The 25,564-nt window shown below is 37.0% G+C and carries 21 protein-coding genes; 12 read left to right on the top strand and 9 right to left on the bottom strand.

Annotation, left to right across the window (positions count from 1 at the left end; translation table 11 throughout):
* Window positions 1–23 precede the first annotated feature (23 nt).
* The 3 genes from tamL to accD all read left to right on the top strand — a co-directional run bounded on the left by tamL (window position 24) and on the right by accD (window position 4,911).
* Window positions 24–2,558, top strand: coding sequence for a translocation and assembly module lipoprotein TamL (gene tamL, locus G525_RS0100335; protein ID WP_027124353.1), 2,535 nt, complete (start codon window positions 24–26; stop codon window positions 2,556–2,558).
* A gap of 311 nt (window positions 2,559–2,869) precedes the next feature.
* Window positions 2,870–3,937, top strand: a complete 1,068-nt coding sequence (gene fbaA / locus G525_RS0100330) for a class II fructose-bisphosphate aldolase (protein ID WP_027124352.1) — start codon at window positions 2,870–2,872, stop codon at window positions 3,935–3,937.
* 116 nt (window positions 3,938–4,053) lie between these two features.
* A complete protein-coding gene (gene accD / locus G525_RS0100325) occupies window positions 4,054–4,911 on the top strand; it encodes an acetyl-CoA carboxylase, carboxyltransferase subunit beta (protein ID WP_027124351.1) in 858 nt (285 codons plus the stop codon).
* Between the two features lie 94 nt (window positions 4,912–5,005).
* On the opposite strand, the gene G525_RS0100320 is transcribed toward accD, so the two are convergent.
* The gene (locus G525_RS0100320; RefSeq protein WP_027124350.1) at window positions 5,006–6,103 is read right to left on the bottom strand and encodes a sensor histidine kinase; all 1,098 of its coding nucleotides are present in this window, start codon (window positions 6,101–6,103) and stop codon (window positions 5,006–5,008) included.
* A 210-nt stretch (window positions 6,104–6,313) separates the two neighbouring features.
* Between G525_RS0100320 and rpsO the strand changes: the two genes are divergently transcribed.
* The 9 genes from rpsO (at window position 6,314) to rpe (ending at window position 15,672) form a co-directional block, all read left to right on the top strand.
* A complete protein-coding gene (gene rpsO / locus G525_RS0100315; protein ID WP_027124349.1) occupies window positions 6,314–6,583 on the top strand; it encodes a 30S ribosomal protein S15 in 270 nt (89 codons plus the stop codon).
* A gap of 290 nt (window positions 6,584–6,873) precedes the next feature.
* Window positions 6,874–9,126 carry a polyribonucleotide nucleotidyltransferase gene (locus G525_RS0100310; RefSeq protein WP_027124348.1) on the top strand — a complete coding sequence of 751 codons (2,253 nt, stop codon included), beginning with the start codon at window positions 6,874–6,876 and terminating at the stop codon, window positions 9,124–9,126.
* A 305-nt stretch (window positions 9,127–9,431) separates the two neighbouring features.
* The gene (proC, locus tag G525_RS0100300) at window positions 9,432–10,235 is read left to right on the top strand and encodes a pyrroline-5-carboxylate reductase (protein ID WP_027124347.1); all 804 of its coding nucleotides are present in this window, start codon (window positions 9,432–9,434) and stop codon (window positions 10,233–10,235) included.
* A 2-nt stretch (window positions 10,236–10,237) separates the two neighbouring features.
* On the top strand, window positions 10,238–11,008 hold the full coding sequence (gene proB / locus G525_RS0100295) for a glutamate 5-kinase (RefSeq protein WP_027124346.1): 771 nt from the start codon (window positions 10,238–10,240) through the stop codon (window positions 11,006–11,008).
* A gap of 27 nt (window positions 11,009–11,035) precedes the next feature.
* Complete coding sequence (locus G525_RS0100290) at window positions 11,036–11,305, top strand: hypothetical protein (RefSeq protein WP_027124345.1); 270 nt, start codon at window positions 11,036–11,038, stop codon at window positions 11,303–11,305.
* Entirely contained in the window at window positions 11,274–12,473 is a 1,200-nt protein-coding gene (locus G525_RS0100285) for a glutamate-5-semialdehyde dehydrogenase (RefSeq protein ID WP_027124344.1), read from the top strand. The genes G525_RS0100290 and G525_RS0100285 overlap by 32 nt, the downstream gene beginning before the upstream one ends.
* 111 nt (window positions 12,474–12,584) lie before the next feature.
* Window positions 12,585–12,959 carry a hypothetical protein gene (locus G525_RS0100280; RefSeq protein ID WP_027124343.1) on the top strand — a complete coding sequence of 125 codons (375 nt, stop codon included), beginning with the start codon at window positions 12,585–12,587 and terminating at the stop codon, window positions 12,957–12,959.
* Between the two features lie 304 nt (window positions 12,960–13,263).
* Window positions 13,264–14,127 carry a sigma-70 family RNA polymerase sigma factor gene (locus G525_RS0100275; protein WP_027124342.1) on the top strand — a complete coding sequence of 288 codons (864 nt, stop codon included), beginning with the start codon at window positions 13,264–13,266 and terminating at the stop codon, window positions 14,125–14,127.
* An 882-nt stretch (window positions 14,128–15,009) separates the two neighbouring features.
* Window positions 15,010–15,672 carry a ribulose-phosphate 3-epimerase gene (gene rpe, locus G525_RS0100270; protein ID WP_027124341.1) on the top strand — a complete coding sequence of 221 codons (663 nt, stop codon included), beginning with the start codon at window positions 15,010–15,012 and terminating at the stop codon, window positions 15,670–15,672.
* A gap of 104 nt (window positions 15,673–15,776) precedes the next feature.
* Here rpe and G525_RS0100265 read toward each other — a convergent pair whose 3' ends face one another.
* The 8 genes from G525_RS0100265 to G525_RS0100230 all read right to left on the bottom strand — a co-directional run bounded on the left by G525_RS0100265 (window position 15,777) and on the right by G525_RS0100230 (window position 25,513).
* On the bottom strand, window positions 15,777–16,193 hold the full coding sequence (locus G525_RS0100265) for a CBS domain-containing protein (RefSeq protein ID WP_027124340.1): 417 nt from the start codon (window positions 16,191–16,193) through the stop codon (window positions 15,777–15,779).
* 97 nt (window positions 16,194–16,290) lie between these two features.
* The gene (locus tag G525_RS0100260) at window positions 16,291–18,627 is read right to left on the bottom strand and encodes a GumC family protein (protein WP_027124339.1); all 2,337 of its coding nucleotides are present in this window, start codon (window positions 18,625–18,627) and stop codon (window positions 16,291–16,293) included.
* A gap of 2 nt (window positions 18,628–18,629) precedes the next feature.
* The gene (locus tag G525_RS0100255) at window positions 18,630–19,391 is read right to left on the bottom strand and encodes a polysaccharide biosynthesis/export family protein (protein WP_027124338.1); all 762 of its coding nucleotides are present in this window, start codon (window positions 19,389–19,391) and stop codon (window positions 18,630–18,632) included.
* 86 nt (window positions 19,392–19,477) lie between these two features.
* Window positions 19,478–20,599: an MraY family glycosyltransferase gene (locus G525_RS19945; protein WP_051209665.1), complete on the bottom strand. Its 1,122-nt coding sequence runs from the start codon at window positions 20,597–20,599 to the stop codon at window positions 19,478–19,480.
* Window positions 20,600–21,079: 480 nt separating this feature from the next.
* Window positions 21,080–21,751 (bottom strand): sugar transferase, encoded by a 672-nt coding sequence (locus tag G525_RS0100245; RefSeq protein WP_027124337.1) that lies wholly within the window; start codon window positions 21,749–21,751, stop codon window positions 21,080–21,082.
* A 3-nt stretch (window positions 21,752–21,754) separates the two neighbouring features.
* Window positions 21,755–22,966 carry a polysaccharide biosynthesis protein gene (locus G525_RS0100240; RefSeq protein ID WP_157491841.1) on the bottom strand — a complete coding sequence of 404 codons (1,212 nt, stop codon included), beginning with the start codon at window positions 22,964–22,966 and terminating at the stop codon, window positions 21,755–21,757.
* 246 nt (window positions 22,967–23,212) lie between these two features.
* A complete protein-coding gene (locus G525_RS0100235) occupies window positions 23,213–23,629 on the bottom strand; it encodes an endonuclease domain-containing protein (RefSeq protein ID WP_027124335.1) in 417 nt (138 codons plus the stop codon).
* Window positions 23,630–24,364: 735 nt separating this feature from the next.
* Window positions 24,365–25,513 (bottom strand): LegC family aminotransferase, encoded by a 1,149-nt coding sequence (locus G525_RS0100230; protein ID WP_027124334.1) that lies wholly within the window; start codon window positions 25,511–25,513, stop codon window positions 24,365–24,367.
* Window positions 25,514–25,564: the final 51 nt, after the last annotated feature.

The following is a 25,564-nucleotide window of genomic DNA, read 5'->3' as shown; positions in this document are numbered from 1 at the left end:
TCAATAGTTATATCTATTTTCCTTTGAGACTTAAGATTGCAAAAATATCATTTATAACGACATTATTCATAATGCTGTCTGCTTGTAATGCGGTAAAACGTGTTAACGATGATGAACTTTTGCTAATGAAGAACACTGTTTACGTCAACGACAAAAAAAATAACACTGACGCCCTTAACAGCTTACTGTATCAAAAACCAAACGGAAAAGTCCCCTTTTTCGGAATTCCAATCAGGCTCAATATATACAATTTGGCACGACCTAATATCGATTCGATCCTAGAAGCCAAATATAGAAATCCCGACAATCCAAAAACAGGACTAAAAAACTTTATTTCACTCAAGCAGTATGAAGAGATAATCAATTCAAAACGAGATTTTAACAGTTGGCTCAAGTCAACGGGAGAGCCGCCTGTAATTATCAGTCCTTTAAAAGCGGAAAAATCTACTACAAATCTTAAAACGTATTACTACAAAAATGGGTGGTTCAATGCCGATGCTTTCTACAAAGTAGATACAACAAATACCAAAAGGGCAAATTTAAACTTTTATATAGAGACGGGAAATCCTTATTATTTGGATTCGATTAGAACGAAAATATCGTCACCAGTCATAGATACGCTTTATAAATCGCTCAAAAACAACTCACTGATTGTTACGGGCGAACAGTTTAAAGAGGCCAACCTCACCAATGAACGGGATCGTTTAACGACCGAATTGCGCAATTCGGGACTTTATCATTTCGCCCAGGATTATATCACCTTTGAAATCGATACGATTGGTACTCATAGAAAAGTAAACACTGATATTATCATTCAAAATAGAATGATCAGGTATGATGATTCCGTGCAGGTAAGGCCGTTCAAGATTTACAAAATTAAGGATGTCAACATTTTTACGGATGACTCCTATCAAAATAAAAACCTTCCACCCACAGACACCATCAACTATAAAGGGTTTAATATTTACAGCTACGGAAAGTCCAAATACAGAGCAAAAGCTTTAACAGATGCCGTATTTATCACCAAAGATGCTGTCTTTAAGGATATCAACCGCACCCGGACTTATCGTTATTTGAGCGAGCTTAGGACGTTTAAATATCCAAACATTGAATATATAGAGAATGTACAGGACACCACTTTAACGGCCAATATCTATTTAATTCCAAAGAAAAAATTCGGGCTTAATTTCAATGCTGAAGTGTCTCAAAGCAATATCCAAACTATTGGGTTAGGATTTAGCGGTGGCCTTCTGATCAGGAACGTTTTTAGAGGAGCAGAAACCTTAGAAGTTTCCGGGCTAGGCTCCATCGGCGCTTCAAAGGAAGCACGAAACAATAAAGATTCATTTTTTGATATTACTGAGGTTGGCGCAACGGTCAAACTCACCATTCCTCGTTTATTTTTTCCGCTAAATACAGATAGGATCATCCCAAAATACATGTCGCCAAGCACTCGAATCAGTACTGCGGCCACAAGCCAGCGCAATATAGGATTGGACAAACAAACCTTTACCGGAATGTTGAGCTATAATTGGTATCCTAATCAAAAAGTGACGAACACGCTTGATCTCTTTAATGCCCAATTTGTCAAAAACCTTAATGTCGATAATTACTTTGGGGTCTACCAAAATTCTTACAACAGTCTGAACAGTATTGCAAAAGACATTAATTATATTGATGACGACGACAATTTATCCATTCCTGATGGAGCAGATCAGTTTATTTTTGATGTTCTTGACGATGATACCGCATTAACCCCAACAGATCAAGAGTATAAAACCGTAAGCAATATTGACCAAAGAAAAACAAGGTTGACTGAAAATAACCTCATCATTTCTTCAAGCTTTAATTATATTAAAAATAGAAGAGAAAATATTTTCGACAATGATTTTTCCATCATCAGACTTAGAGTCGAATTTGCAGGAAACATATTGAACGGTCTTTCAAAACTTACAGGCGCCGGAAAGAACGAGAGTGATCGTTATGAGGTTTTTGGGGTGGCGTTTTCACAATATGCCAAAACGGAGTTTGATTACGTTAAGTACTGGGACTTAGGAAAGAAGAATGTTCTTGCCGTTAGAAGTTACGCAGGTATTGCAATCCCTTATGGCAATGCTACCAATATTCCATTCTCAAAAAGCTTCTTTGCTGGTGGTCCCAATGACAATCGCGCGTGGACGGCTTATAACCTAGGTCCAGGCAGCTTAAAATCGACCAATGAATTCAACGAGGCCAATTTCAAACTACACTTTAGTGTGGAACAACGTTTTAATCTTTTTGGCTCTTTATACGGTGCCTTTTTTGTTGACGCTGGAAACATCTGGAACGTGTTTGACGATGTCACAGATCCGGCGCAGACCTTCGATAGTTTTAGCTCTTTAAAAGACATTGCCGTAGGATCAGGGTTTGGCTTGCGGTATGATTTCAGCTTCTTTGTCATCCGTCTCGATATTGGATTTAAAACTTATGATCCTTCCTATGACTTAGGAAACCGCTGGTTTAAGGATTACAACTTTGGCAATTCAGTTTTTAATATTGGGATTAACTATCCTTTTTAAGAACACAAATTTCATCCCTTTCATAATAAAAGATAAAAATTGACCATCCTTAGTTAAATCCGTGAAACTCGCACTAACCAAAAAAGCAATCTCGACAGTGCATATTATATAGTAATTTCTGAAGCTAATAATAGCAAAGATATCCTCAGAATATATGCGGTTGATCAATTTAATTTCTAGAGCTGGTTGCAGCTCTCAGACTATATCGATTTCGGTTTAAAAAGGTGATATGTTTATAAAACAACCCTATCAAAACTATGATTTTGCTTTAATTTCATTATTTTTGAAACTAATTAAAATAACAAAACAATATGAGTCACAACATAAAGCCAGGAGTTGCAACAGGCAAAGAGGTACAGGCTATTTTTAAATTGGCAAAAGAAAAACAATTCGCTTTACCAGCGGTCAACGTTATTGGATCCAACACCATTAATGGAGTTTTAGAAACTGCTGCAGCTTTAAATGCACCGGTTATCATTCAGTTTTCTAATGGTGGTGCTGTTTTTAATGCAGGTAAAGGCTTGAGTAATGACGGACAAAAAGCTGCTATTGCTGGCGCGGTTGCTGGAGCAAAACACGTGCATCTTATGGCAGAAGCTTATGGTGTTCCGGTAATTTTACACACGGACCATGCCGCAAAAAAATTATTGCCGTGGATTGATGGACTTTTAGATGCCAGTGAACAGCACTTTAAAGAAACTGGAAAGCCTTTATACAGTTCTCATATGATTGACTTATCTGAGGAACCTATTGAAGAGAATATCGAAATATGCAAGACCTATTTGAAGCGTATGAGCAAAATGGGCATGACTTTAGAAATTGAATTAGGGATAACGGGTGGTGAAGAAGATGGCGTTGATAATTCAGATGTAGACGTTTCTAAATTATACACACAACCAGAAGAAGTGGCCTATGCTTATGAAGAATTGAGTAAAGTGAGCGATCAATTTACAATTGCCGCAGCTTTTGGAAACGTACATGGCGTATACAAACCTGGAAACGTAAAATTAACTCCAAAAATTCTTAAAAACTCACAGGAGTTCTTATCTAAAAAGCATGATTTACCTCACAATCATATTGACTTTGTATTCCATGGCGGATCAGGTTCTAGTGTTGAAGAAATCAGAGAAGCAATAGGTTATGGAGTAATTAAAATGAATATTGACACGGATATGCAATATGCATTTATGACCGGAATCCGTGATTATTATAAAAATCATGAGGCTTATTTACAATCGCAAATTGGAAGTCCTGATGGTGACGATTCTCCAAACAAAAAGTATTATGATCCACGTGTTTGGCTCAGAAAAGGTGAAGAAACCTTTGTTGAGAGATTAAAAAAGGCCTTTGAAGATTTAAATAACGTAAATACTTTATAACTTTGCGGCAGGTTTTGGGATGTTTTCTCCTAATCACTTGAAAAAATTATAAGACCGGTTATAATCATCTAATCATAAGATTTCTGCCTACGCAGGAATGTAAATCATAAGTCACTATGTCTTGGTTTAAAAGAAAAACAAAAGGAATCACCACTACTACAGAGGAGAAAAAAGACACGCCGAAGGGCTTGTGGTATAAATCTCCAACGGGTAAAATTATAGATACGGAAGAACTTGAGAAGAACTTTTTTGTAAGTCCAGAAGATGGATACCACGTAAGAATTGGGAGCAAGGAGTATTTTCAAATTCTGTTTGATGACAATAAATTCAAAGAATTGGATGCCAATTTATCTTCAAAAGACCCTTTAAAATTTGTAGATACCAAAGCTTATCCAGATCGTTTAAAAGCCGCTGAAGAAAAAACCAAACTTAAGGATGCGGTACGTTGTGCCGTAGGTAAATCTAAAGGAAAAAACATTGTTGTGGCCTGTATGGATTTTGCCTTTATTGGGGGCTCTATGGGCAGTGTGGTAGGCGAAAAAATTGCACGTGCTGGAGAATATGCCTTAAAGAAGAAATTGCCATTCATCATCATCTCAAAATCAGGAGGTGCACGTATGCAAGAAGCTGCTCTTTCATTGATGCAACTGGCAAAAACATCGGCTAAGTTGGCACAGTTGGCTGACGCCGGTTTGCCTTATATCTCTTTATGCACGGACCCGACAACTGGTGGTACAACCGCCTCTTTTGCCATGCTGGGCGATATTAACATCAGTGAGCCAGGAGCCTTGATTGGTTTTGCAGGACCACGTGTCGTGAGAGATACCACAGGTCAGGAATTGCCGGAAGATTTCCAAACCGCAGAATTTCTATTAGAACACGGATTCTTGGATTTTATTACTGAACGTAAAGATTTGAAGAACAAGATTAACCTTTATATTGATTTGATCACGAATCAACCATTGCGGGTTTAATCTAAATCTCATTTAAAAAAACTGAGCCACATAAAACGAATTAATTAATTTAATTGTTTCAAGTGGCTTTTTTATTGATAAAAAGTCCTAAGTATTAAGCTTTCTGAAAATAAACGCTGAAGGTTGAGCCCACATTAACTTGGCTTTTGACCTCTACTCTTCCTCCCATACTTTCAATATGATTTTTAGTAATGAATAAGCCCACCCCTCTAGAATCACGTATATGATGAAATGTTTTTCTAAACTGGAACAAGTCATTTCTATATAATTCTAAATCAATTCCTAATCCATTGTCCTCAATTTCCAATATTACAAAGTCATCTTGGATTTTTGTCCGCAACCGCACATAAGATTTTCGATCTTTTGAACTGTATTTAATGGCATTGGTCAAAAAATTGAGAATAATGCTGTCTAAATAAATAGATACTCCAAGCACAAAAATATCATCATCCACCTCATTAAAGATCTCACAACGTTCATTTTTGGCAATAGCATTCATATTATAAATGGCGTTCTCCACAAAAACACCTAAATTTTTAGATGACAAATTTCCATGAAGAGAAAAATCATCCCGTCTGACCTCATTCAGATTGGAAATGGTGACTTCTAACTGAGACAACGACTCCTTGAGCATTTTAAAATTCTCGTCATTTTTGATTCCTGCGGTCTCTTCCTCCATAAAGTCAGTAATCATCCCGAGATTGCCAATATGGCTTCGGATATCATGGGTGGCGATATGCGCAAAATTGGAGAGCATATCATTCTGATTTTTGGCAATTTCCTTAATGGAATTCATTTCCCATAAAATCTCCTTTTGCTTGGTGATGTCCACCACTTGCGAAATGAAATATAGCGCACTACCATCGAGATGCTTTTCCATGGAAACTGATAATAAGGTCCACACCACATTTCCGTTTTTGTGGAAATAACGCTTTTCAATTTGATAACTTTCAATTTCGTTATTAACTAATTTCTTAAGAAACTCAGTATCAGCATCTAAATCATCCTTATGCGTAATCTCAGGAAATTTCATCGTATAAAACTCCGTTTCAGAATATCCCAAAAGCTCCATCATGCTGCGATTGACTTTAACCCAACTATAATCTAAACCAACGATGGCTATTCCATTTGGTGCGTTTTCGAATATATTTTCAAAAAGCTTATCTTTTATATTAATCAGTTGTGTTGGCATCTCTTATCTTAAATCGCTTCGGGTCAAAAATAACTTAGATTTTGCCATAAGCTTAACGAATTAACAAATATTTATAGTCAATTTCCTTCAAATCATCGATTAAAAGAAATATCAATGGGCAGTATTATTCATATTATAATAATTACTATCTTTGCACCGTGATTCGAAAACCGAGTTGCGTACATAACAATCATTTACAATAATATTAGCATGTATTTAGATCAAAAAGAAAAAGAAGCCATCTTTGCAAAACATGGTAAAGGAGCAAAAGACACGGGTTCAGCGGAAGGGCAAATTGCTTTGTTTACCTACAGAATCAGTCATTTAACAGAACACTTAAAAAACAATCGTAAAGATTATAATACGGAGCGTTCATTGGTCATGTTAGTTGGTAAGCGTCGTGCATTACTTGACTACCTAACTAAGAAAGATGTCTTAAGATATCGTGCCATCGTAAAAGAATTAGGATTAAGAAAATAATCCCTTCAAAGACCACGCCTTTCAGCGTGGTTTTTTGTTTTGCGTTTGGTTTTTTTGCGTTAGGGATGGAAGCGGCATCCTTTTACAGCTTTTTGGCGCTGTAAAAGATATAGCGGACAGCCCGACCCTTTTTAGGGGAACGCCCAAAAAAGAATAGGAATAAGAATAGTAACGCAATCGAGAGCGTCTAACACTCGAAATAGAAGAAGCTCAATACAGTTTTTCATTGGTCCACACACAACACTACACAACAACACAACGACCATTGTTTAATTAGAATTAAAAAATTTATGATTCCAAAAGTTTTTAAAGAGGTCATTGACCTTGGTGATGGACGTACAATCTCCATCGAAACCGGAAAATTGGCTAAACAAGCTCATGGTTCGGTTGTTGTGCAATCGGGAAAATGTATGTTATTATGTACGGTTGTTTCCAATTACAAACAAAGTGATGTTGACTTTTTACCGTTGACCGTAGACTATAGAGAGAAATTTGCTGCTGCAGGACGTTATCCTGGTGGTTTCTTCAAAAGAGAAGCAAGACCAAGCGACGGCGAAGTATTGACCATGCGTTTGGTGGATCGTGTATTGCGTCCATTATTCCCAAGTGATTACCATGCAGAAACTCAAGTGATGATCCAGTTAATGTCTCATGATGAAGATGTGATGCCAGATGCCATGGCTGGATTAGCGGCTTCTGCAGCTATCCAATTGTCAGATTTCCCATTTGAATGTGCTATTTCTGAAGCGCGAGTGGGTCGTATTAATGGTGAATTTATCATCAATCCAACAAGAGCACAGCTATTAGAATCTGACATCGATATGATGATTGGAGCTTCAGCGGACTCAGTGATGATGGTTGAAGGTGAAATGGATGAAATTTCTGAAGAAGAAATGGCCGAAGCCATTAAATTTGCCCATGAAGCTATTAAAGTTCAGTGTGCTGCTCAGTTAAGATTAGCTGAAGCCTTTGGAAAGAAAGCTGTTCGTGAATACGAACCAGAACGAACCGATGAAGATTTAGCGAAAAAAATTCATGATATGGCATACGATAAAGTGTACGCCATTGCAAAAGCCGGATCAGCTAAACATGAAAGAAGTGCTGCTTTTGATGGCATTAAAGAAGACATCAAAGCGAGTTTTTCTGAAGAAGAATTAGCAGATTATGGTGGCATGGTATCTCATTACTATTATAAAGCCGAAAAAGATGCGATTCGTGACCTTACCTTAAATGAAGGTTTGCGTTTAGATGGTCGTAAGACAGACGAAATCAGACCAATCTGGTGTGAAGTGGATTATTTACCATCTACACACGGTTCTGCTCTTTTTACACGTGGAGAAACTCAAGCCTTGGCGACCGTTACTTTAGGTACTTCAAGAGAGGCCAACCAAATAGACATGCCATCTTTTGAAGGTGAAGAGCGTTTCTATTTACACTATAACTTCCCTCCTTTTTCAACTGGTGAAGCACGTCCAATCCGTGGAACGTCTCGTCGTGAAGTAGGACATGGAAACTTGGCACAACGTGCTTTAAAAGGTATGGTTCCTGATGAGTGTCCTTACACCGTAAGAGTGGTTTCTGAAGTTTTAGAATCTAACGGTTCTTCTTCTATGGCTACAGTTTGTGCGGGAACAATGGCGTTGATGGATGCAGGAGTTCAGTTGAAAAAACCAGTTTCTGGAATTGCAATGGGATTGATTTCTGATGCAGCATCTGGAAAATATGCAGTATTGTCTGATATTCTTGGTGATGAAGATCACTTAGGTGATATGGACTTTAAAGTTACTGGTACTGCAGATGGTATTACCGCGTGTCAAATGGACATCAAGGTTAAAGGTTTGTCTTACGAAATTTTAGTGAATGCTTTAAAGCAAGCACGTAACGGTCGTTTACATATTCTTGACAAATTGGTAGAAACCATTGCTCAGCCAAATGACGATGTAAAAGCACATGCTCCAAAAATGATTACCCGTGTGATTCCTAACGAATTCATTGGTGCGTTAATTGGACCAGGTGGAAAAGTCATTCAAGAATTACAAAAAGCAACCAAGACAACGATTGTTATCAACGAAGATCCTATTACTGAAGAAGGTATTGTGGAAATTTTAGGTACCAATCAAGAAGGTATTGATGCGGTTCTTACAAAAATTGATTCGTTATTGTTTAAACCAACCGTCGGCGGATCTTATAAAGTTAAAGTCATTAAGATGCTCGATTTTGGGGCCGTTGTTGAGTATTTGGACGCACCAGGAAATGAAGTGTTATTGCACGTAAGTGAATTGGCATGGGAACGTACTGAGAATGTTTCTGACGTGGTGAATATGGGTGATGTTTTTGAAGTAAAATACTTTGGCGTAGATCCTAAGACACGTAAGGAAAAAGTATCTCGTAAGGCGTTATTGGACAAGCCAGAAGGTTATGTTGCTAGACCGCCAAGAGATAACAATAGAGACAATAGAAGTGGTGGACGTGATAATCGTGGATCTCGTGACAATAGAGGTCGTGATGATCGCAAACCAAGAGAAGATAAAAGAGATAATTAATTTCTGATTTTAAATTCTTTATATATCAAACCTCTCATGTTTTTAATACTTGGGAGGTTTTTTTATACCCTGATTTTAAAAAAGCACCCGACAAACTTGCAAAATCCCGACAACCTGTCACCTCGTCAAATTTTAACAATTGAGAATAGGACAAGATTCTCCTCTGATAATTCATAAATTGATGAATCTAGGCATTCAAATTTATCAATTTGGCGATTCTCCTAAATTAGTTCGATAAAAGGGGTCTTCCGTACAGTCCTTGCAGCTCTAGTAGAAATTAATATTGATAATCAATAACTTAAAAAATGAAAGTATTAGTCATTGGAGCAGGAAATATGGGATTGACCTATGCCGAAGGTATGGCAAGCTCACCTTTGCTCAGTAAACATAAACTCCGGATTTTTGACACGGATCCAAAAAAAATAGAAACATTAAGGCAACAGCCGCAGTTTGATGTGTATAATAATCTTGATGATTGCCTTCCAAAGGCCGATCTCGTATTTATAGCCGTCAAACCATTTCATAGTGAAAATCTATTCAAGATCATGAAACCTATGCTTAACGATGATCAGATTTTTGTGTCGTTAATGGCTGGTGTTACTATAGAAACTATTCAACAACAGTTGGGCAAAAGCAAAGTGGTAAGAACCATGCCAAATTTGCCAGCTCAAGTTGGTAAAGGTGTAACATCTTACACTGAATCAGAAACGGTTTCAAAAATAGAATTGCTAATGGTGAGAAATCTATTGGACACCACAGGAACTTCGATCCATGTAGCCACAGAAAATTTCATTGATGCCTCAACCGGAATCTCTGGAAGTGGACCTGCATATGTGTTCTACTTCATGCAATCAATGCTGGAAGCCGCCTTAAAAATGGGCTTTTCAGATTACGATTCTAAGGTTCTTGTAAGCAATACTTTTGAAGGGGCTATTGAACTCTTTAATCAGAATGATATTTCACCAAAATCATGGATTGCCAAAGTCGCCTCAAAAGGCGGCACCACACAAGCTGCCATAGATTCTATGGACGACAATAATGTAAAACAACTTATCGAAGACGCCGCTTATGCCGCCTTTGATAGAGCTGTTGAATTGGGAAAAAAATAATAATGGAAACAAAACGTGTATTAGTAAAAGTTGGTACCAATGTACTGACTAATAAAGATAATAGAATTTTAGGTCCTGTTTTAAAGGAATTGGTAAGACAAATATCTGTTTTAAACGAACGAAATATCGAGGTCATCCTGGTGTCTTCAGGATCTGCCATTGCAGGAAAAGAAATTTTGGGCGAAACCAGTATAAAAGACCCGTCGATAAGACGACAAGTCTATTCATCAGTGGGACAACCCCGAATGATGCGTCATTATTATAGTCTGTTTCATGACTATGGCATGCGATGCGCACAGGTTTTGGCCACTAAAAGAGATTTTGATATTGGAAAGCACCGTGAAAACATGATCAACTGTTATGAAGGTTTGCTTTCAGAAGGGATTATTCCTATCGCCAATGAGGACGATGCGACGTCTTTGACCATGTCCATGTTTTCGGATAACGATGAGCTCGCAAGTTTAGTCTCTGAATTATTGGATGTGGATCGTTTAATTATTCTTTCAGATACTGATGGTCTGTATACAGGACATCCAGATGATGAAAACTCCACGCAATTGAAGGAAGTGAAAGTAAATCAGGCGGTAGAGCAATACGTCATGGCTTCCAACAAAAAAGAAGGTGAAGGCCGTGGTGGCATGGCGTCAAAATTAAAGATTGCAAAACATACTGCTGAAAAAAACATTCCAACCTATATCGCCAACGGAAAAAGAGCAAATGTTATTGTTGACATTATTGACAATAAGGAAGTTGGGACGAAATTTATTCATTAAAAATGTGAGGAGTTTGAAACGGGAATCATGAAGTTTGAAAACACCAAATTCTCAAAACACGCCCAAATTAAAAAGGCTGCTTCCTTCCTTTCGAAGGAAGGTGGCTCAATTCTAGAAAAGGAATTGAAGTCGGAAGGATTACAGTTCAGAATCCCAGCAAGAGGAATAATTGACGAAAGCGAACAAGAACCAGTTAACTATCCAAAGCCAAACCATAGAGCATCATGCTCTAATTCAATCATATTATTAAAATTAAACACGAACTATGAAACTATTAAAAACAGATATAAAAAATAAAGTTTTACAATCAATGATGAACATCCTTGACAGAGAGCGTAAAACTATTTTAAAAGCAAACCAAAAAGACTTGGATGCCTTTGACAAAAATGATCAAGCTCTTTACGACCGATTGGTTGTAGATGATTCCAAAATTGATGGAATGATCACTGCGATTAAGGAAGTAAAGGCTCAAGAAGACCCTGTAGGAAAAGAAATTTCAGACCTAACGTTGGACAGTGGTTTGAAAATCACCAATAAAACAGCGCCTTTTGGAACAATTATGATTATTTATGAATCACGGCCAGATGTGACTATCGAAGCGGCGGTTTTAGCCTTCAAAGCAAATAATAAAATTCTTTTAAAAGGCGGAAAAGAGGCCTTAAACAGTAATCTTATTCTTGAAAAATGCTGGCATGATGCTTTAGAGGAAAATGGTCTGTCAAAAGATTGGATCAAACTCTTGCATCTTCAGCGGGAAGAAACCCAAGAGTTTCTAAAGAATCCACCGGAGAAGATTGATTTGATTGTGCCTAGAGGTGGGGAACGTTTAATTAAGTTCGTCAAGGATCATGCTACTTGTGCCGTTTTGATTAGCGGGCGAGGCAACAACTTTTTATATGTTGCCAAAGATGCCGATTGGGAGAAGACCGTCAAGGTTATCGTAAATGCCAAAACAGATAAAATTTCAGGATGTAACGCTTTGGATAAGGTATTGATCGATAAGAACATTCCAAATTATGAAGCAAAGCTGAAAGAACTCCAAACGGTGCTACATAGCTTGAATGTTGAATTACTTGTTGACCGTAAGGTAGGAAAAGTGCTAACCGAAGAAGCTAAGATTGAAAATGATGAGACTTGGTATGAGGAGTTTTTAGCAATGAAACTCCTGATTGCGGAAACTAAAGATGAAGACCAAGCCATAGACATGATCAACACCTATTCTGGGGGACATTCCGCTTCCATACTCACTGAAGACAAAAGTCTGGCCCAAAAATTCATGGAACAAGTAGATAGTGCTGCAGTATACCATAACGCCTCCACACGTTTCACTGATGGCGGACAAATGGGTGTAGGTGCCGAATTGGCCATTAGTACAGATAAGTTGCACCATAGAGGCCCATTAGGTTTAAAACAATTGGTCACCAATAAATATTATGTATTTGGGGATGGACATGTTAGGGTATAATGAGAGATGAGGGTTCCGGTTTGAGGAATTGGTTTTAAGATGACTGTAGATTAAAAAGTTAAACCTTCACAAAAATTTGTATTTGTCCATATTTTAATTAAATTATAGGTTATGGTTTACACAGATAAAGAAAAGTATTCGGACATTTTAAGTACGTCTTTGACCTACTTAGAGAACAGTGGTTTTGAAAACATCAAAGCTGACGCAGAGGGTTATGAAACCCCAAAATCGTATCACAAAAAAGGCAGTGATATTGATGTTACCCCAGACATTGTTGCAGAAAAAGAAGGCCGAAAACATTATTTTGAATTAAGCCTAAAATCCGACAAGCCACGCCTATTGAAATCCAAATGGCTATTTTTAAACACCCTAAGCGCAATGAATTCCTCACGTTTCAAGATAATTACCACACGGGGACATTATAAATTTACCAATGAGATGCTCGACGACATTAATTTAGCGGATAAAAAACTGATTAAAATATAAATCTAATAGTGCCTTAAGACGAATCTAATTCTTAATCCCTTACAATAAAAAGGGTGTTGAGTGTAGTATTCTTTTATTGGTTACACTAAGTTTACTTAACATAGTCGCTCATGATCTATTCAGGAGCGATTCATTTAGTCTCACCCCCTACCGTGATCTATTTGCTACTGGAAAAGGACGTGGAATTCCTGGAAATTATTTATTTCAATAATATTTTTAATTTCTTGTAACATTTTAGGTATGCTTTACGTATAACCACTTACCATAAGGAATATCACTATTATAAATTAGAGAAACATTTTAAATGAGACAACTCAAAATTACGAAGCAAGTTACCAATAGGGAAACCGCTTCGCTAGACAAGTATCTTCAAGAAATTGGAAAAGTTGACTTAATTACCGCAGACGAAGAGGTAGAATTGGCACAACGCATTAAAGCAGGAGACCAACTTGCTTTAGAAAAATTGACCAAAGCCAATCTACGTTTTGTCGTTTCGGTAGCAAAACAATATCAAAACCAAGGCTTGACTTTACCAGATTTAATCAATGAAGGTAACTTAGGTCTTATCAAAGCAGCACAGCGTTTTGATGAAACGCGTGGTTTCAAATTTATTTCTTATGCCGTATGGTGGATTCGTCAATCCATTTTACAAGCGTTGGCTGAACAATCCCGTATTGTGCGCCTGCCCTTGAATAAAATTGGCTCCATCAATAAAATCAACAAGACCTTTGCGTTTTTAGAGCAAAGTCATGAGCGGCCGCCAAGTGCTGAAGAGATTGCCAAAGAATTGGACATGACCATCAATGATGTGAAAGAGTCCATGAAGAATTCTGGCCGTCACGTATCCATGGATGCGCCGTTGGTTGAAGGTGAAGATTCTAACTTATACGACGTTTTACGTTCTGGAGAGTCACCAAATCCTGATCGGGATTTGTTGCACGAATCTTTGCGTACCGAAATTGAACGTGCCTTAGAGACCTTGACACCTCGTGAGGCGGATGTCATCCGTCTATACTTTGGTTTGGGTGATCAACATCCGATGACCTTGGAAGAAATAGGTGAAACTTTCGATTTAACACGTGAACGTGTCCGTCAGATTAAAGAAAAAGCAATTCGTAGGTTAAAACATACCTCACGAAGCAAAATATTAAAAACCTATTTAGGGTAGGTTATAAAATTCTAAATTACAAGTACCAAATTCCAAACTATCGGTTTGGAATTTGGTATTTAATTTTTGGAGTTTGAAGACAACAAACAGTTAGAGATTTCTGCTTTGGCCGGAATTTAGCTGTTCGTTTTTTGATTGATGAAAGAACCCTCGGCTGATTACCGGGGGTTTGTTTTTTAATCCAAGAATCCCATCTCTACTTATTATTATCTATTGAGTAATAATATATCTGAAGACTGCCTACTGCAGACTGTCTGAACGTCCGCAGCATTTCGCGGAGGCGGGAGAACTGCACATAGAATGACAACTATTGAACCAAAGTACAGATTCTGATGAAGCCCCAATCCGGCTTTTTTTGTGAATCTAGGAATACGTTGTGGAACTTTAGGTCATAGCTTTGTCAGTTGGTAGCATGTCAAAGTTCAGAAAAATCTTTGATTCTGTTTAAACAGTTCATAGTTTATAGACATGGAAAGCAAGAAATCTGAAACCTGCTTGCCCGTCTAACCGCTCGGCTGAAGCTTTAGCTAAGATGTGGACACGCAAACACCAAATTCTAAATTCTGACCAAAACGATATCGAGTTGTTTATGAAAATTAAGCAACAAAAACCCTGTACTATAATTCGAAGGCAAGTCAGGGTGTTTTATTGGCTGTATCCATACACTATCTATGGCGTATCTATAGACTACCCATGTATTCGACCCGTTTTTTAATTTTGTTTAAATAAGCAAATGTTATTTAGGCATGAAGAAACTTGAAACAAAATTCAGACAGATTGAAAACTGAAGACTCCCAACTGAAGACTGAAGACTGCCGACTGCATACTGCCAACTGAAGACTTATTTTATCTATATTTGCAAAAACTTTACAACTACACTCTATGTCTTTAAAACTTATAGCACCTTCAATGTTAGCGGCTGATTTCGGGAACCTACAACGCGATGTAGAAATGGTCAATAATAGCGACGCCGATTGGTTTCATATTGATGTCATGGATGGTCATTTTGTACCGAATATCTCCTACGGAATGCCTGTGATTTCAGCCATTAAAAAACATGCGACTAAACCTTTGGACGTCCATTTAATGATTGAAAAACCTGAACGTTATATTGAAGAATTTGCAAAAGTTGGGGCAGATATCATTACTGTCCATTACGAGTCTACCGTTCATTTACATAGAACATTACGTCAAATTAAGGACGCAGGCTGTAAAGCAGGTGTTGTCCTTAATATCACGACCCCTCTTGTAGTTTTGGAAGATATTTTACCAGAATGCTATATGGTTTTATTGATGTCCATAAATCCTGGATTTGGCGGTCAAAAATTTGAAGAAGTAACTTACAAACGTATTAAAAACCTTCGTAAGATGATCGTTGAACAAGGTTTAGAGACCCGTATCGAGATTGATGGCGGCGTTACAGACCAAAACATCCAAAAATTGGTCGAAGCCGGTGCAGATGCCTTTGTAGCGGGGAGCCACGTTTTTAAAAGTGACAATCCAACAGAGACGATTAAAACGTTGAAGGTTCTAGCGAATTCGTAAGTCATTCGCTATCAAAAACAGTTAACACATATAAATTAAAACAGCCAAACAAATTTGGATTTAATCCCAAAATTGTTTGGCTGCTTAATATTCGTAACGTTATATTATAGATAGATAAGCAAAAAGTTAATCAAATCCGTGCTGGTCACGATCCCCACCAATTCATTATCATCAACTACCGGTAAGGCGTGAAATTCTTTTTTGGCCAATATTTGGGCCACCTCCTTGATACTGCTGGTGGAAGACACCGAAACCACATTTTTTGCCATCACTTGCTCAATCGTAAACATATTATAGACCAAGCTTTCAATTTCACCTTCATCATCAACAGCATCCACGAAGCTAATACGCAATAAATCGGTGTAACTCAACATCCCAATGATGGATTTTCCATCAACTACCGGGATGTGTCTTATCTTATGCTTTTTAAATAGATGCTCTGCTTTCTCAAGATCATCATCCTTTTTCAGTTTGATGATTTTGGTTGACATTATGGAGGATACAAGTTGGGTGTTTGTCATGGCTTTTAGGTTTATGATTCACATTAAAAGTACCCAATTCATTTCACAGAAATGATGATAAATATCACCTCGCTGCTTAAGAATTAATTACCATTGGCTAGTTATTATTTCCGTAACCGTAATTGTAACCATAGTTATAGCTATAACCATAGGACTTGCTTGCTCCTACCCCGTTGATGACATAAGCCATGTTTTTCAATTTTCCACTCTCTGATAAATCCTTCGAAAATTTTAAAAGATTTTTCTCTGTAAAATCCGCTCTTGCAATATAAACAGTTGCATCAGCCAATTGAGATATTAACATGGTATCCGTAACCAAAATTGTTGGCGCCGTGTCCACAATGACATAGTCATATTCTTCCTTGGCTTCTTCAATGAGTTTTGTAAAACGACCATTGGTAAGAAGGTGTGCTGGATTGGGAGGGATGGTTCCTGATAGCAAAATATCATGGTTGGGATGTTTATCAAAACCATTGACTAATGCATCCCTCCAATCAAAGCTAGTATCATGCAAGTAATTAGATAGGCCAGGCTTATCCTTATCTTCATTAATTTGCGTATGAATCTGTGGGTTTCTTAAATCAGCACCAATTAATAATACCTTTTTATTGATACTTGAAAGCGCCAATGATAAATTAATACTCACGTAAGTCTTTCCTTCTCCTTTTATAGTCGAAGTACAATAAATTACTTTCCCTTTCCCGTCATTCTTTAAGGGCAAGATATAATCGACATTAGAACTCAATATGCGAAAGGATTCTGCTAAAACCGATCTTGCATTGGGATCATCAAAAACAATATCCTGATCTTTTTTCATATCAGGAATTTCTCCGATGATTGGTGTCCTTTTGTTTATTTTGGTGATGTCTTCTTTACTATGTAATTTAGTATCCAATAAAAAAATGAGATACAACAATCCAAAAGGGACAAGCAGCCCACCAACGAAAGCTCCTAAATAAATAATTCTGGATTTAGGAGATATGGGCGCATTCCCCGTCAAAGCATACTCAACCACCTTAATAGACGGCTCAGTAATCGCCAGATTAATTGCTGCTTCTTCTCTCTTTTGTAATAATAACAAATATAGACTCTCTTTTATTTTTTGTTGACGATCTATGGCTCGCAAAAGTTTTTCTTTTTCAGGAATCTGAGCCACCTTTCCACTAAATCGGTCATTTCTGTTTTCTAATTGTTGACTAGAGGCTTCCAGTTGACTTACGTAATTATTGAGAGACCGATTAATGTTTGCTTTAAGTTCTTCAACTTGTGTTACCGCCTGTTTAACAATAGGGTTATTCGTCCCGCCACTGTTTAAAAATTTATCTCTAGTTAAAACAGCTGTATTGTAGGTGGCTATCAATTCATTAATGCTTCCATTATTAATTCCAATATTTGCTGGCAACAAACCAGATTCCGTCTTTCCTGTAAGGGAATTTTTTAACAGCTGAGATAGTGCTAGTTGACTCTCAATTTCAAATACTTCTTGCTCAGACTGTGTACGTTGTTGCAAGCCCAATTCAGCATCCACTTTAATGTCTACTAAATTATTACGTTGTTTAAAGTTTTGACGTCCCAATTCAATAGAATCTAACTCCTGGGCTAAAAACACAAACCGATCGTCAATAAAATCTAAAGTTCGTTTTGAAATTAATTGTCTATCATTTATTCCATCTCTATCGAACACGTCCATTAAGGTGTTTACGATATTTTCTGAAAGCGTTTTACTTTCACCTTTGGTGCTTATTTTAAGTAAATCACTTTGCTTACCAATAGGTTCAACTACAATTCTAGATTTTAAAGCCAAAGTAACATTTTCCAATGGTCTAAAAAATATGATATAAGTTTTACCAATAAAAGTGCTTTTTGCACCTTGATTATTTAGGTCTATTTCAAAAGGTAAATTATGCACTTTACTATATGTAGTAAAGTTATCAAAAGAAGACAGCACTTCCCCATCTTCATTAATAATTTCGAGTCCTTTTTCCTTGATTTTAAGTTTATAGGAGACGCTGCTTGCTATGCTATCTGGCTGAATAATTTGCTTAAAATAAAAGGGTAAGCTTTCAATTTGTGTGGTTCTTATCGTTCCTTCTTCATAGAAGCTCGTATTCAAATTTAGACTTCTCACCACCCTAGTCATCATGATGGACGAAGTCAAAATCTCAATCTCATTTTCTAAATTAATATTGGATCTTTTAAATATAAACGCCGCCGTAGGCAGCTCCAAACCATCGGATTTATCCAAAATTTTAATTTTAGAATGGGTCTGAAAAATTCTTGGAGAAAATCTTACATACAAATAAGCACTTATCAATGCAATTATTAAGCTCAAAAGAAACCAAGGCCAATATCTAAAATACCGTCTAATTTCTTGTTTTAAGTCAAGACTGTCCTCTTCTTCAAACGCGTGTATCTTATTATATGAATCCTCCATAATTATCGCGTCAATAAAATTGTTATACTTAATGCCAACGACACAATGGTGAGTACTGTTCCAACATTGCCAATAAATCCAGCTGTTTTGACCTTAGGATTATTAGGGTTCACCACAATGAGGTCATTTGGTTTAATAAAATAGTATTCGCTATTCATAAATTCTGCTGAGGTCAAATCTATATGGGTCACCTTTCGAATCCCATCCACCTCTCTAGTCATTAGAATGTCTTCGCGCTCGCCATTAATTGTCAAATCACCCGCAAAACCTAATGCTTGCATTATAGTCATATTTTCTTCAGTATAAGTAAAAGTCCCAGGCTTATTGACTTCACCAAGAATGGTTACTTTGGCATTAATCAACCGTACATCAACTCTTGCATCGGATAAATGACCTTCAGACACCAATTTATGGCCTATAAATTCCGAAAGCTCTTGTGTTGTTTTATTTTCAGTAGATATTTCACCTAAGACAGGCAAGTTAACTTTATTATTTAAGGTAACAACATACCCCTCTAATTGCATAATCTCCAAACTTGTAGCTTTTACTCCTGCAGATACAAGCTTATTATATGGAAGTGCTGCCTCTGGTGATAAACTTTCAATAGTGATTTTCAAAATATCATTAGGTTGGATGCTTGGCGTTTGATAGACAATAGCTCCGGTCCCATTCGTATCAATATCCTGCAAGTAGTGAATTTCCTTTTTTGTGACACAGGAATTCAGCATAAATAATGCCATCAAAAGCAATAGGATGTGTTTCATTAAATTGATGTTGAAATGTTTAAAAAATAATTTCTAAAAATGAAATGCAAAAGTAAGGCGTTTTATTTAGAAATGACACTAAATTCTTATGTCTGTTCTGGAATATTAGATTCGGATTTAATTTTTAAAACCCAATGGTAAAGAAAGACGATAGAATACAATACTGTTCCAATAACAAGCAAAAGAAATAATTGTAAATGAATATCAAGGTCTTTAAACAAAAGTGCCAAAACAAACAAGATTGAATTGGTGATAACAATGCATGCCGTAGTTTGTTTGTGCGAATAGCCTAATTTAATAAAACCATGGTGTAAATGGTTTTTATCTGCCCTAAAAGGACTTGTCTTATGAATGATCGCACGGATAAAGAAAATACGCAAAGTGTCCAAAAGAGGAAAAAACACGATCGCTAAGGCTAAAACAGGGGCCGAATTATAAAATGGTGAGGCACGGTAACCCTCAGCGCCACTAAGAAAACGCACCACAAAAAAAGCAATCAGAAACCCAATGATCATAGAACCGGTATCGCCCATAAAAATTTTTCGTTTATTAGAAAAATTTAAACGTAAAAATGGCACCAAAGAACCAATTGTGGCCACAGCGATGGTAATCATACTTACATCCTCAGTCTTCCAAAATAGATAAGCAAAGGCAGCACTGGCAAATAATGCCAAACTCCCTGCTAAACCATCCACCCCATCAATAAGATTATAAGCATTAATAATTAAAATATAGACGAATAATGTAAACAGAACCGAGAGCCAATATGGTAAAGTTGTCACACCAAAAACTCCGAAAAAACCAACAATCCGAGTGTCAGTAAATATAATAAGAACACCGGCGACTAATAATTGCGCCATAAATTTTGTTCTTGGCGCTAAAACTAATAGATCATCTTTTAAACCCAAAAAGAACAAAACCGTCAGGCCTCCCAACAGTAACATTAATATTTTAGTATCCAAAAGCCCACCAATGGTTGTAATCACCACAGCCAAACTAAAGAAAATAGCAATACCTCCTAGGGTAGGCGTTTTAATGGTGTGGGCACTTCTTGATCCTGGCTCATCCATCAATTGTTTGACTTCAGAAACTTTTAATATTGTCGGAAACGTAGCCCAAGAAACGACAAATGCCATTGCAAACGCCAACGCTAACCATATTCCTAAATAATCTAAAGGATTAAAATAAGCAAGAACTTCTTGAATCATGACTATATAGGTTTAACTATCAATAGATAAAATAGTGGGGGAATTTTGGCAAATATACATGTAATGTCTTACCTATCACAATCTTTTAAATTATAAACTCAATCTTTTTTTTCAATACTATTTTACGATATTGTGAAAATTAAACTTATTAACATCCTCATATTGACGCAAATGATAAAAATATTTCACTCTTATTTGAAATTATTTGAAAAATTAATAGCTACCATTAGCAAACCTACTAAGGTGCGCGTACATTTATAAAAAACACATATCGCTCTTTACAAATTGAATACTAATCACAACGGTTCACCAAGATGAACTATTTCGATCCAATGAAACTAAACATCAAATTAGGATATTTTTTAATTCGAAGCGGTGCTTTACGTATAAAGACAAAAAATTTCGCTGAAAACCGGTAAGAGTTCAATTATTCATTGCTAATGGACAGCTGCGCAACTTTAAAATTTGAGTGCCACAAATTTAAAACGGTCGTTTTGGTAAATCTTTGAACCATTTATAAACGATTTCATTGGTTGGGTTTATAATCACCCATGCCGTAATGGCTATCACTTTGATATCTGTAAAAAAGGATTCGTGTTCTTGATACCATTGTTCAACTTTACCTTTAAAAGGATAAATTTGGTTCTTATAAAATGCCCAAGTGTCTTCTCCTTTATTTTTTACTTGCGTAATGAGTTCTTCCTCATCTCTAAAAATAATAGAACCTATCCCTGTTAAACCTGGTTTGACATTATAGATTACCTTTTGGACCTCTTTGGGATAGGTTTCAAAACTAATCCGCATCAATGGCCGTGGTCCCACAATACTCATATCTCCTTTAAAGATATTGATCAACTGGGGCAGTTCATTAATTTTACTTTTTCTTAAAAAACCGCCCATCGGAGTAATGCGCGGGTCCTTTTTAGTAGTAAGAACACCGCCTGACATATTGGGACTGTCTTTAAGCATCGTTGCAAACTTCCAAATCAAAAATGGTTGGTTTTTAAATCCTACACGTTCTTGCTTGTACCAAATATACCCTTCACCAGTAAATTTCAGTCCAATCATTATCGGAATTAACAAGGGTGCCAGTATCACTAACGCAGCTCCTGACACCACAATATCACACCCTCTTTTAAATCTTCTATACATCAATTACATTTTTTGATCTAAACTCTTCCCTGTTTCAATATGCTCAAAATCTGGAAGCTGCTTTTTCAACAAACCAACAATCGCTGTTTTATCATAATTTCCTGAAGCCATTAAGTCCTTCAAGCCTAAAATCGTTTTGTTAATTTCTGGGATTTTCAACTTTCTCGCATTTTTTATAACGCCTAAGCTTGAGAAGGTCTTTTGATCAACCACATCGCCATCTGTATAAAACTCTTCGTATAACTTTTCACCAGAGGTATCCGTATCAAAAAAGTAAACGGGATAAGGGTCACCTTCTTTGGTCGTAAGTGCTTTTGTCTTTGCTTCCTCATCCGATTGACAGGCTGCAATGGCTCTACTGGAGGCTTTGAAAAAATCAATCGTAATATCTTTGAAAAACACCATCTGTTCTTCGGCTAATTTTGGAAAAAAGATATCCCCCGAATTACCAAGCATACATGCCAACATACAAATTTGACCACTTTCTTCGGGTGAAACAAAAAAGCGTTTTACATCTGAAGGGCATGAGATGGGTTGATTTTGAAATAAACGTTCAATATAACCAGCCAGTAAAGACCCATTGGAAAAAGCCACATTTGCAAAACGTGCCGTGGTAATTTGTAAATCGTCGCTATACGCCATAATAACTTCCTCCATGAGTTTTTTACTAGCGCCCATCACATTCACCGGATTCGCTGCTTTATCTGTAGATACACAAAAGAAATATTCTGGCTTATAATCCATTAATAGGTCTAAAAATGCTTTAGCTTTATACACATTGTTATCTATCATTGCTTCAATAGAATATTTATCCTTTTCACTGCGCACATGTTTGTGAGCCGCAAAATTAGCGACAATATGGAATGGGCCTTCTGCCACAAACATTTTTTCAAAAACAGGATCTCCAAAACTCATTGGGTAGGTTTTGAATATGGCAGGAACAAAGGTATTGGCATCTGAACGTAAGGTACGCGTCAACTCAGTTAATCCATTTTCATTCGTGTCTACCACAAAAAGCTTTCCCGGCTTAAACTTTAATATGGCCTTGATATACGAAGAACCGATAGTTCCGGCGCCTCCTATGACCAATACTGATTTACCAGCGATTTTTTCGCTTAAAAGGGCTGAGTTTGCTTGAATATCGTTTTCAAAAAGACTCGTTTCTCTTTTTGTAATATAGGTGCTTATAAAATTTGGAATGTCTATGATGTTCATTGTGTGTGTTTTTATGAATTTTGAGTTTTTGTGAATTTTGAAGATCTATACTTTTTAGGTTTAACCCTCCAGATGCTGAAGGAGTGTGTTAAAAAGCTTTTTATGTTATCTACTTACCCCCACCTAAAGGGGTGTAAAAAAAACTTGCTTTTTTATTATATGTTCTGACTTACCTCCCCGGTCCCTAAAGTGGTGATGAAAACATTCGACTTTTTTAAACTCCCACCTTTCGGAGTAGCTAGGAGGTTAAATTCCTTTACGTCTAGAGCTGTTGATTTTATCTATTGTTTCTTTGATTTTTGTTAAAACGGTATCTATATCAGTTAACACCTCTTCGTTTGTACACCGTATGACAGTTAAACCTTGAAACTTCAATAATTCTGTTCGTTTTTCATCAAGATCCTCCTGCTCTTTAGTTTCATGATAGGCCCCGTCTATTTCAATAATCAATCCTAATTCGTGGTAATAGTAATCAACAATAAAAAGATGTATCGGATGTTGGCGTCTAAACTTAAATCCTTCAAATTTTTTATTTTGTAAATAGCCCCATAATATTTTTTCTGAAGGAGTCATCTTATTACGCAAAAGTCTTGCTTTAAGGAAAGCACTTTTTGGTGCTCCTTTAAACAAACTTTCATCATGATAAGGATTGTCTTTTTTCACTAAAGTATTAAATTTAGACTTGGACTTTAACTTCGGCAACAATATTCTTTAGGTTTGGCTAGACCCCCGGCCCCTAAAGGGGTGAAACTGCATTTTTCTTTTTTAATATAGATATGGGCTAGACCCCCCGGCCCCTAAAGGGGAGATAAAAAAATGGGTCTTTTTAAACTCCCCTCCTTTAGGAGGGGCTGGGGGAGGTTAAATTAGGATAATAAATTGCTATTAGAAAACTTTGAATTCTTATTCTTACCCTCAGCCCCTAAAGGGGAAAAAAGGCATTTGGAGTTTTATAACATATTTTGGGCCTGACCCTCGACCCCTAAAAGGGGAGATAAAAAAATGTGTCTTTTTAAACTCCCCTCCTTTAGGAGGGGCTGGGGGAGGTTAAATTATGATAATAAATTGCTATTAGAAAACTTTGAATTCTTATTCTTACCCTCAGCCCCTAAAGGAGAAAAAAGGCATTTGGAGTTTTATAACATATTTTTGGGCCTGACCCCCGACCCCTAAAGGGGGATAAAAAAATGTGTCTTTTTAAACCCCCTCCTTTAGGAGGAGCTGGGGAGGTCAAGTTATGATAACAAATTGATATTAGAAAACTTTGAATTCTTATTCTTACCCTCAGTCTCTAAAGGGGAAAAAAGGCCTTTGGAGTTTTATAACATATTTTGGGCCTGACCCCCGGCCCCTAAAAGGGGGATAAAAAAATGCAACTAGCTATAAGAATAAATTTCTCTATCCTTCGTAAAATGTCTTTATCGTCTCCACCACCGTCTCCAATTGCTCTTTCGTTATCCCAGCTGAACTCGGGATACTAATGCTGTTGTCATAAACAGATGCTGAGACATCATTTTTAGTAATGTAAATCTCATCTTTAAACATATCTAACTGATTCATCGGCATCCAAAATGGACGGGATTGTACGCCATTGGCATTTAGATAATCTAATAATTCTCTCATACGAGACGTGCTAAAGGTAAACAACCAACAATTAGGATCGGTGCCTTCTGGGATCTCCTGAAATTTAATATCTCCAACACCTTCCAAATGAGTTCTATAAAAAGCATCCATAAATTTCTTCGCTTTTAGAGTTTCTGGAAAGGTTTCCATTTGAGCAACTCCAATGGCAGCAAGAACATTCACTAATCGGTAATTAAATCCAATGGCATCGTGGATATAATCCATGGCGCTGACTTTGGCCTGGGTCGTTAAGTGCCGTGCTTTTTTGGCGATGTCCTCATCGTTTGTCACAATTACGCCTCCTCCTCCAGTGGAGATGATTTTATTGCCATTAAAACTAAAAACACCAATTTTCCCAAAAGTTCCCGCATGCTTATTTTCAAAAGTGCTGCCAAGCGCTTCCGTACTGTCTTCGATAATCTCCAAATGGTATTTTTGAGAGATTTCCAAGAGCCGATTCATATTTCCAATATTCCCGAGGACATGCACAGGCATAATGGCGCGAACACGTTTTCCGGTCCCTTTATCAAAGCTAAAGATTTCATCATTGACCGACTTCAGTTCTGTTTGCTCTTCAAAGTAGTTTTCTAATAGATTCAAATCCATCTGCCAATTGTGAGCATCCACATCAATTAGAATAGGATGTGCTCCCGTATATTTAATGGCATTTAAAGTTGCTATGAATGTAATGTTTGGTGCAATCACGTGATCGTCCGCTGTAATACCCAATAAAATTTGGGCAATATGAAGTCCTGCCGTACCATTCATACAGGCCACACCATATTTTGCTCCAGCATATTTGGCAATCATCTCCTCAAATTGGTTGACGTAACTGCCCGCTGAAGAAATCCATCCGGTAGTTAAACAATCCTGCACATATTTGGACTCATTGCCCTCTATTTTTGGTATTGATAATGGTATCATTAATTGTGTTGTTTATATGTTTTATAATTTTTTGCTGCCAATTTTATTCAA

It is taken from the genome of Gelidibacter mesophilus DSM 14095 (assembly GCF_000423005.1).
In the GTDB taxonomy this organism is placed as follows: domain Bacteria; phylum Bacteroidota; class Bacteroidia; order Flavobacteriales; family Flavobacteriaceae; genus Gelidibacter; species Gelidibacter mesophilus.
This window is presented reverse-complemented; position numbering and strand designations above follow the sequence as displayed.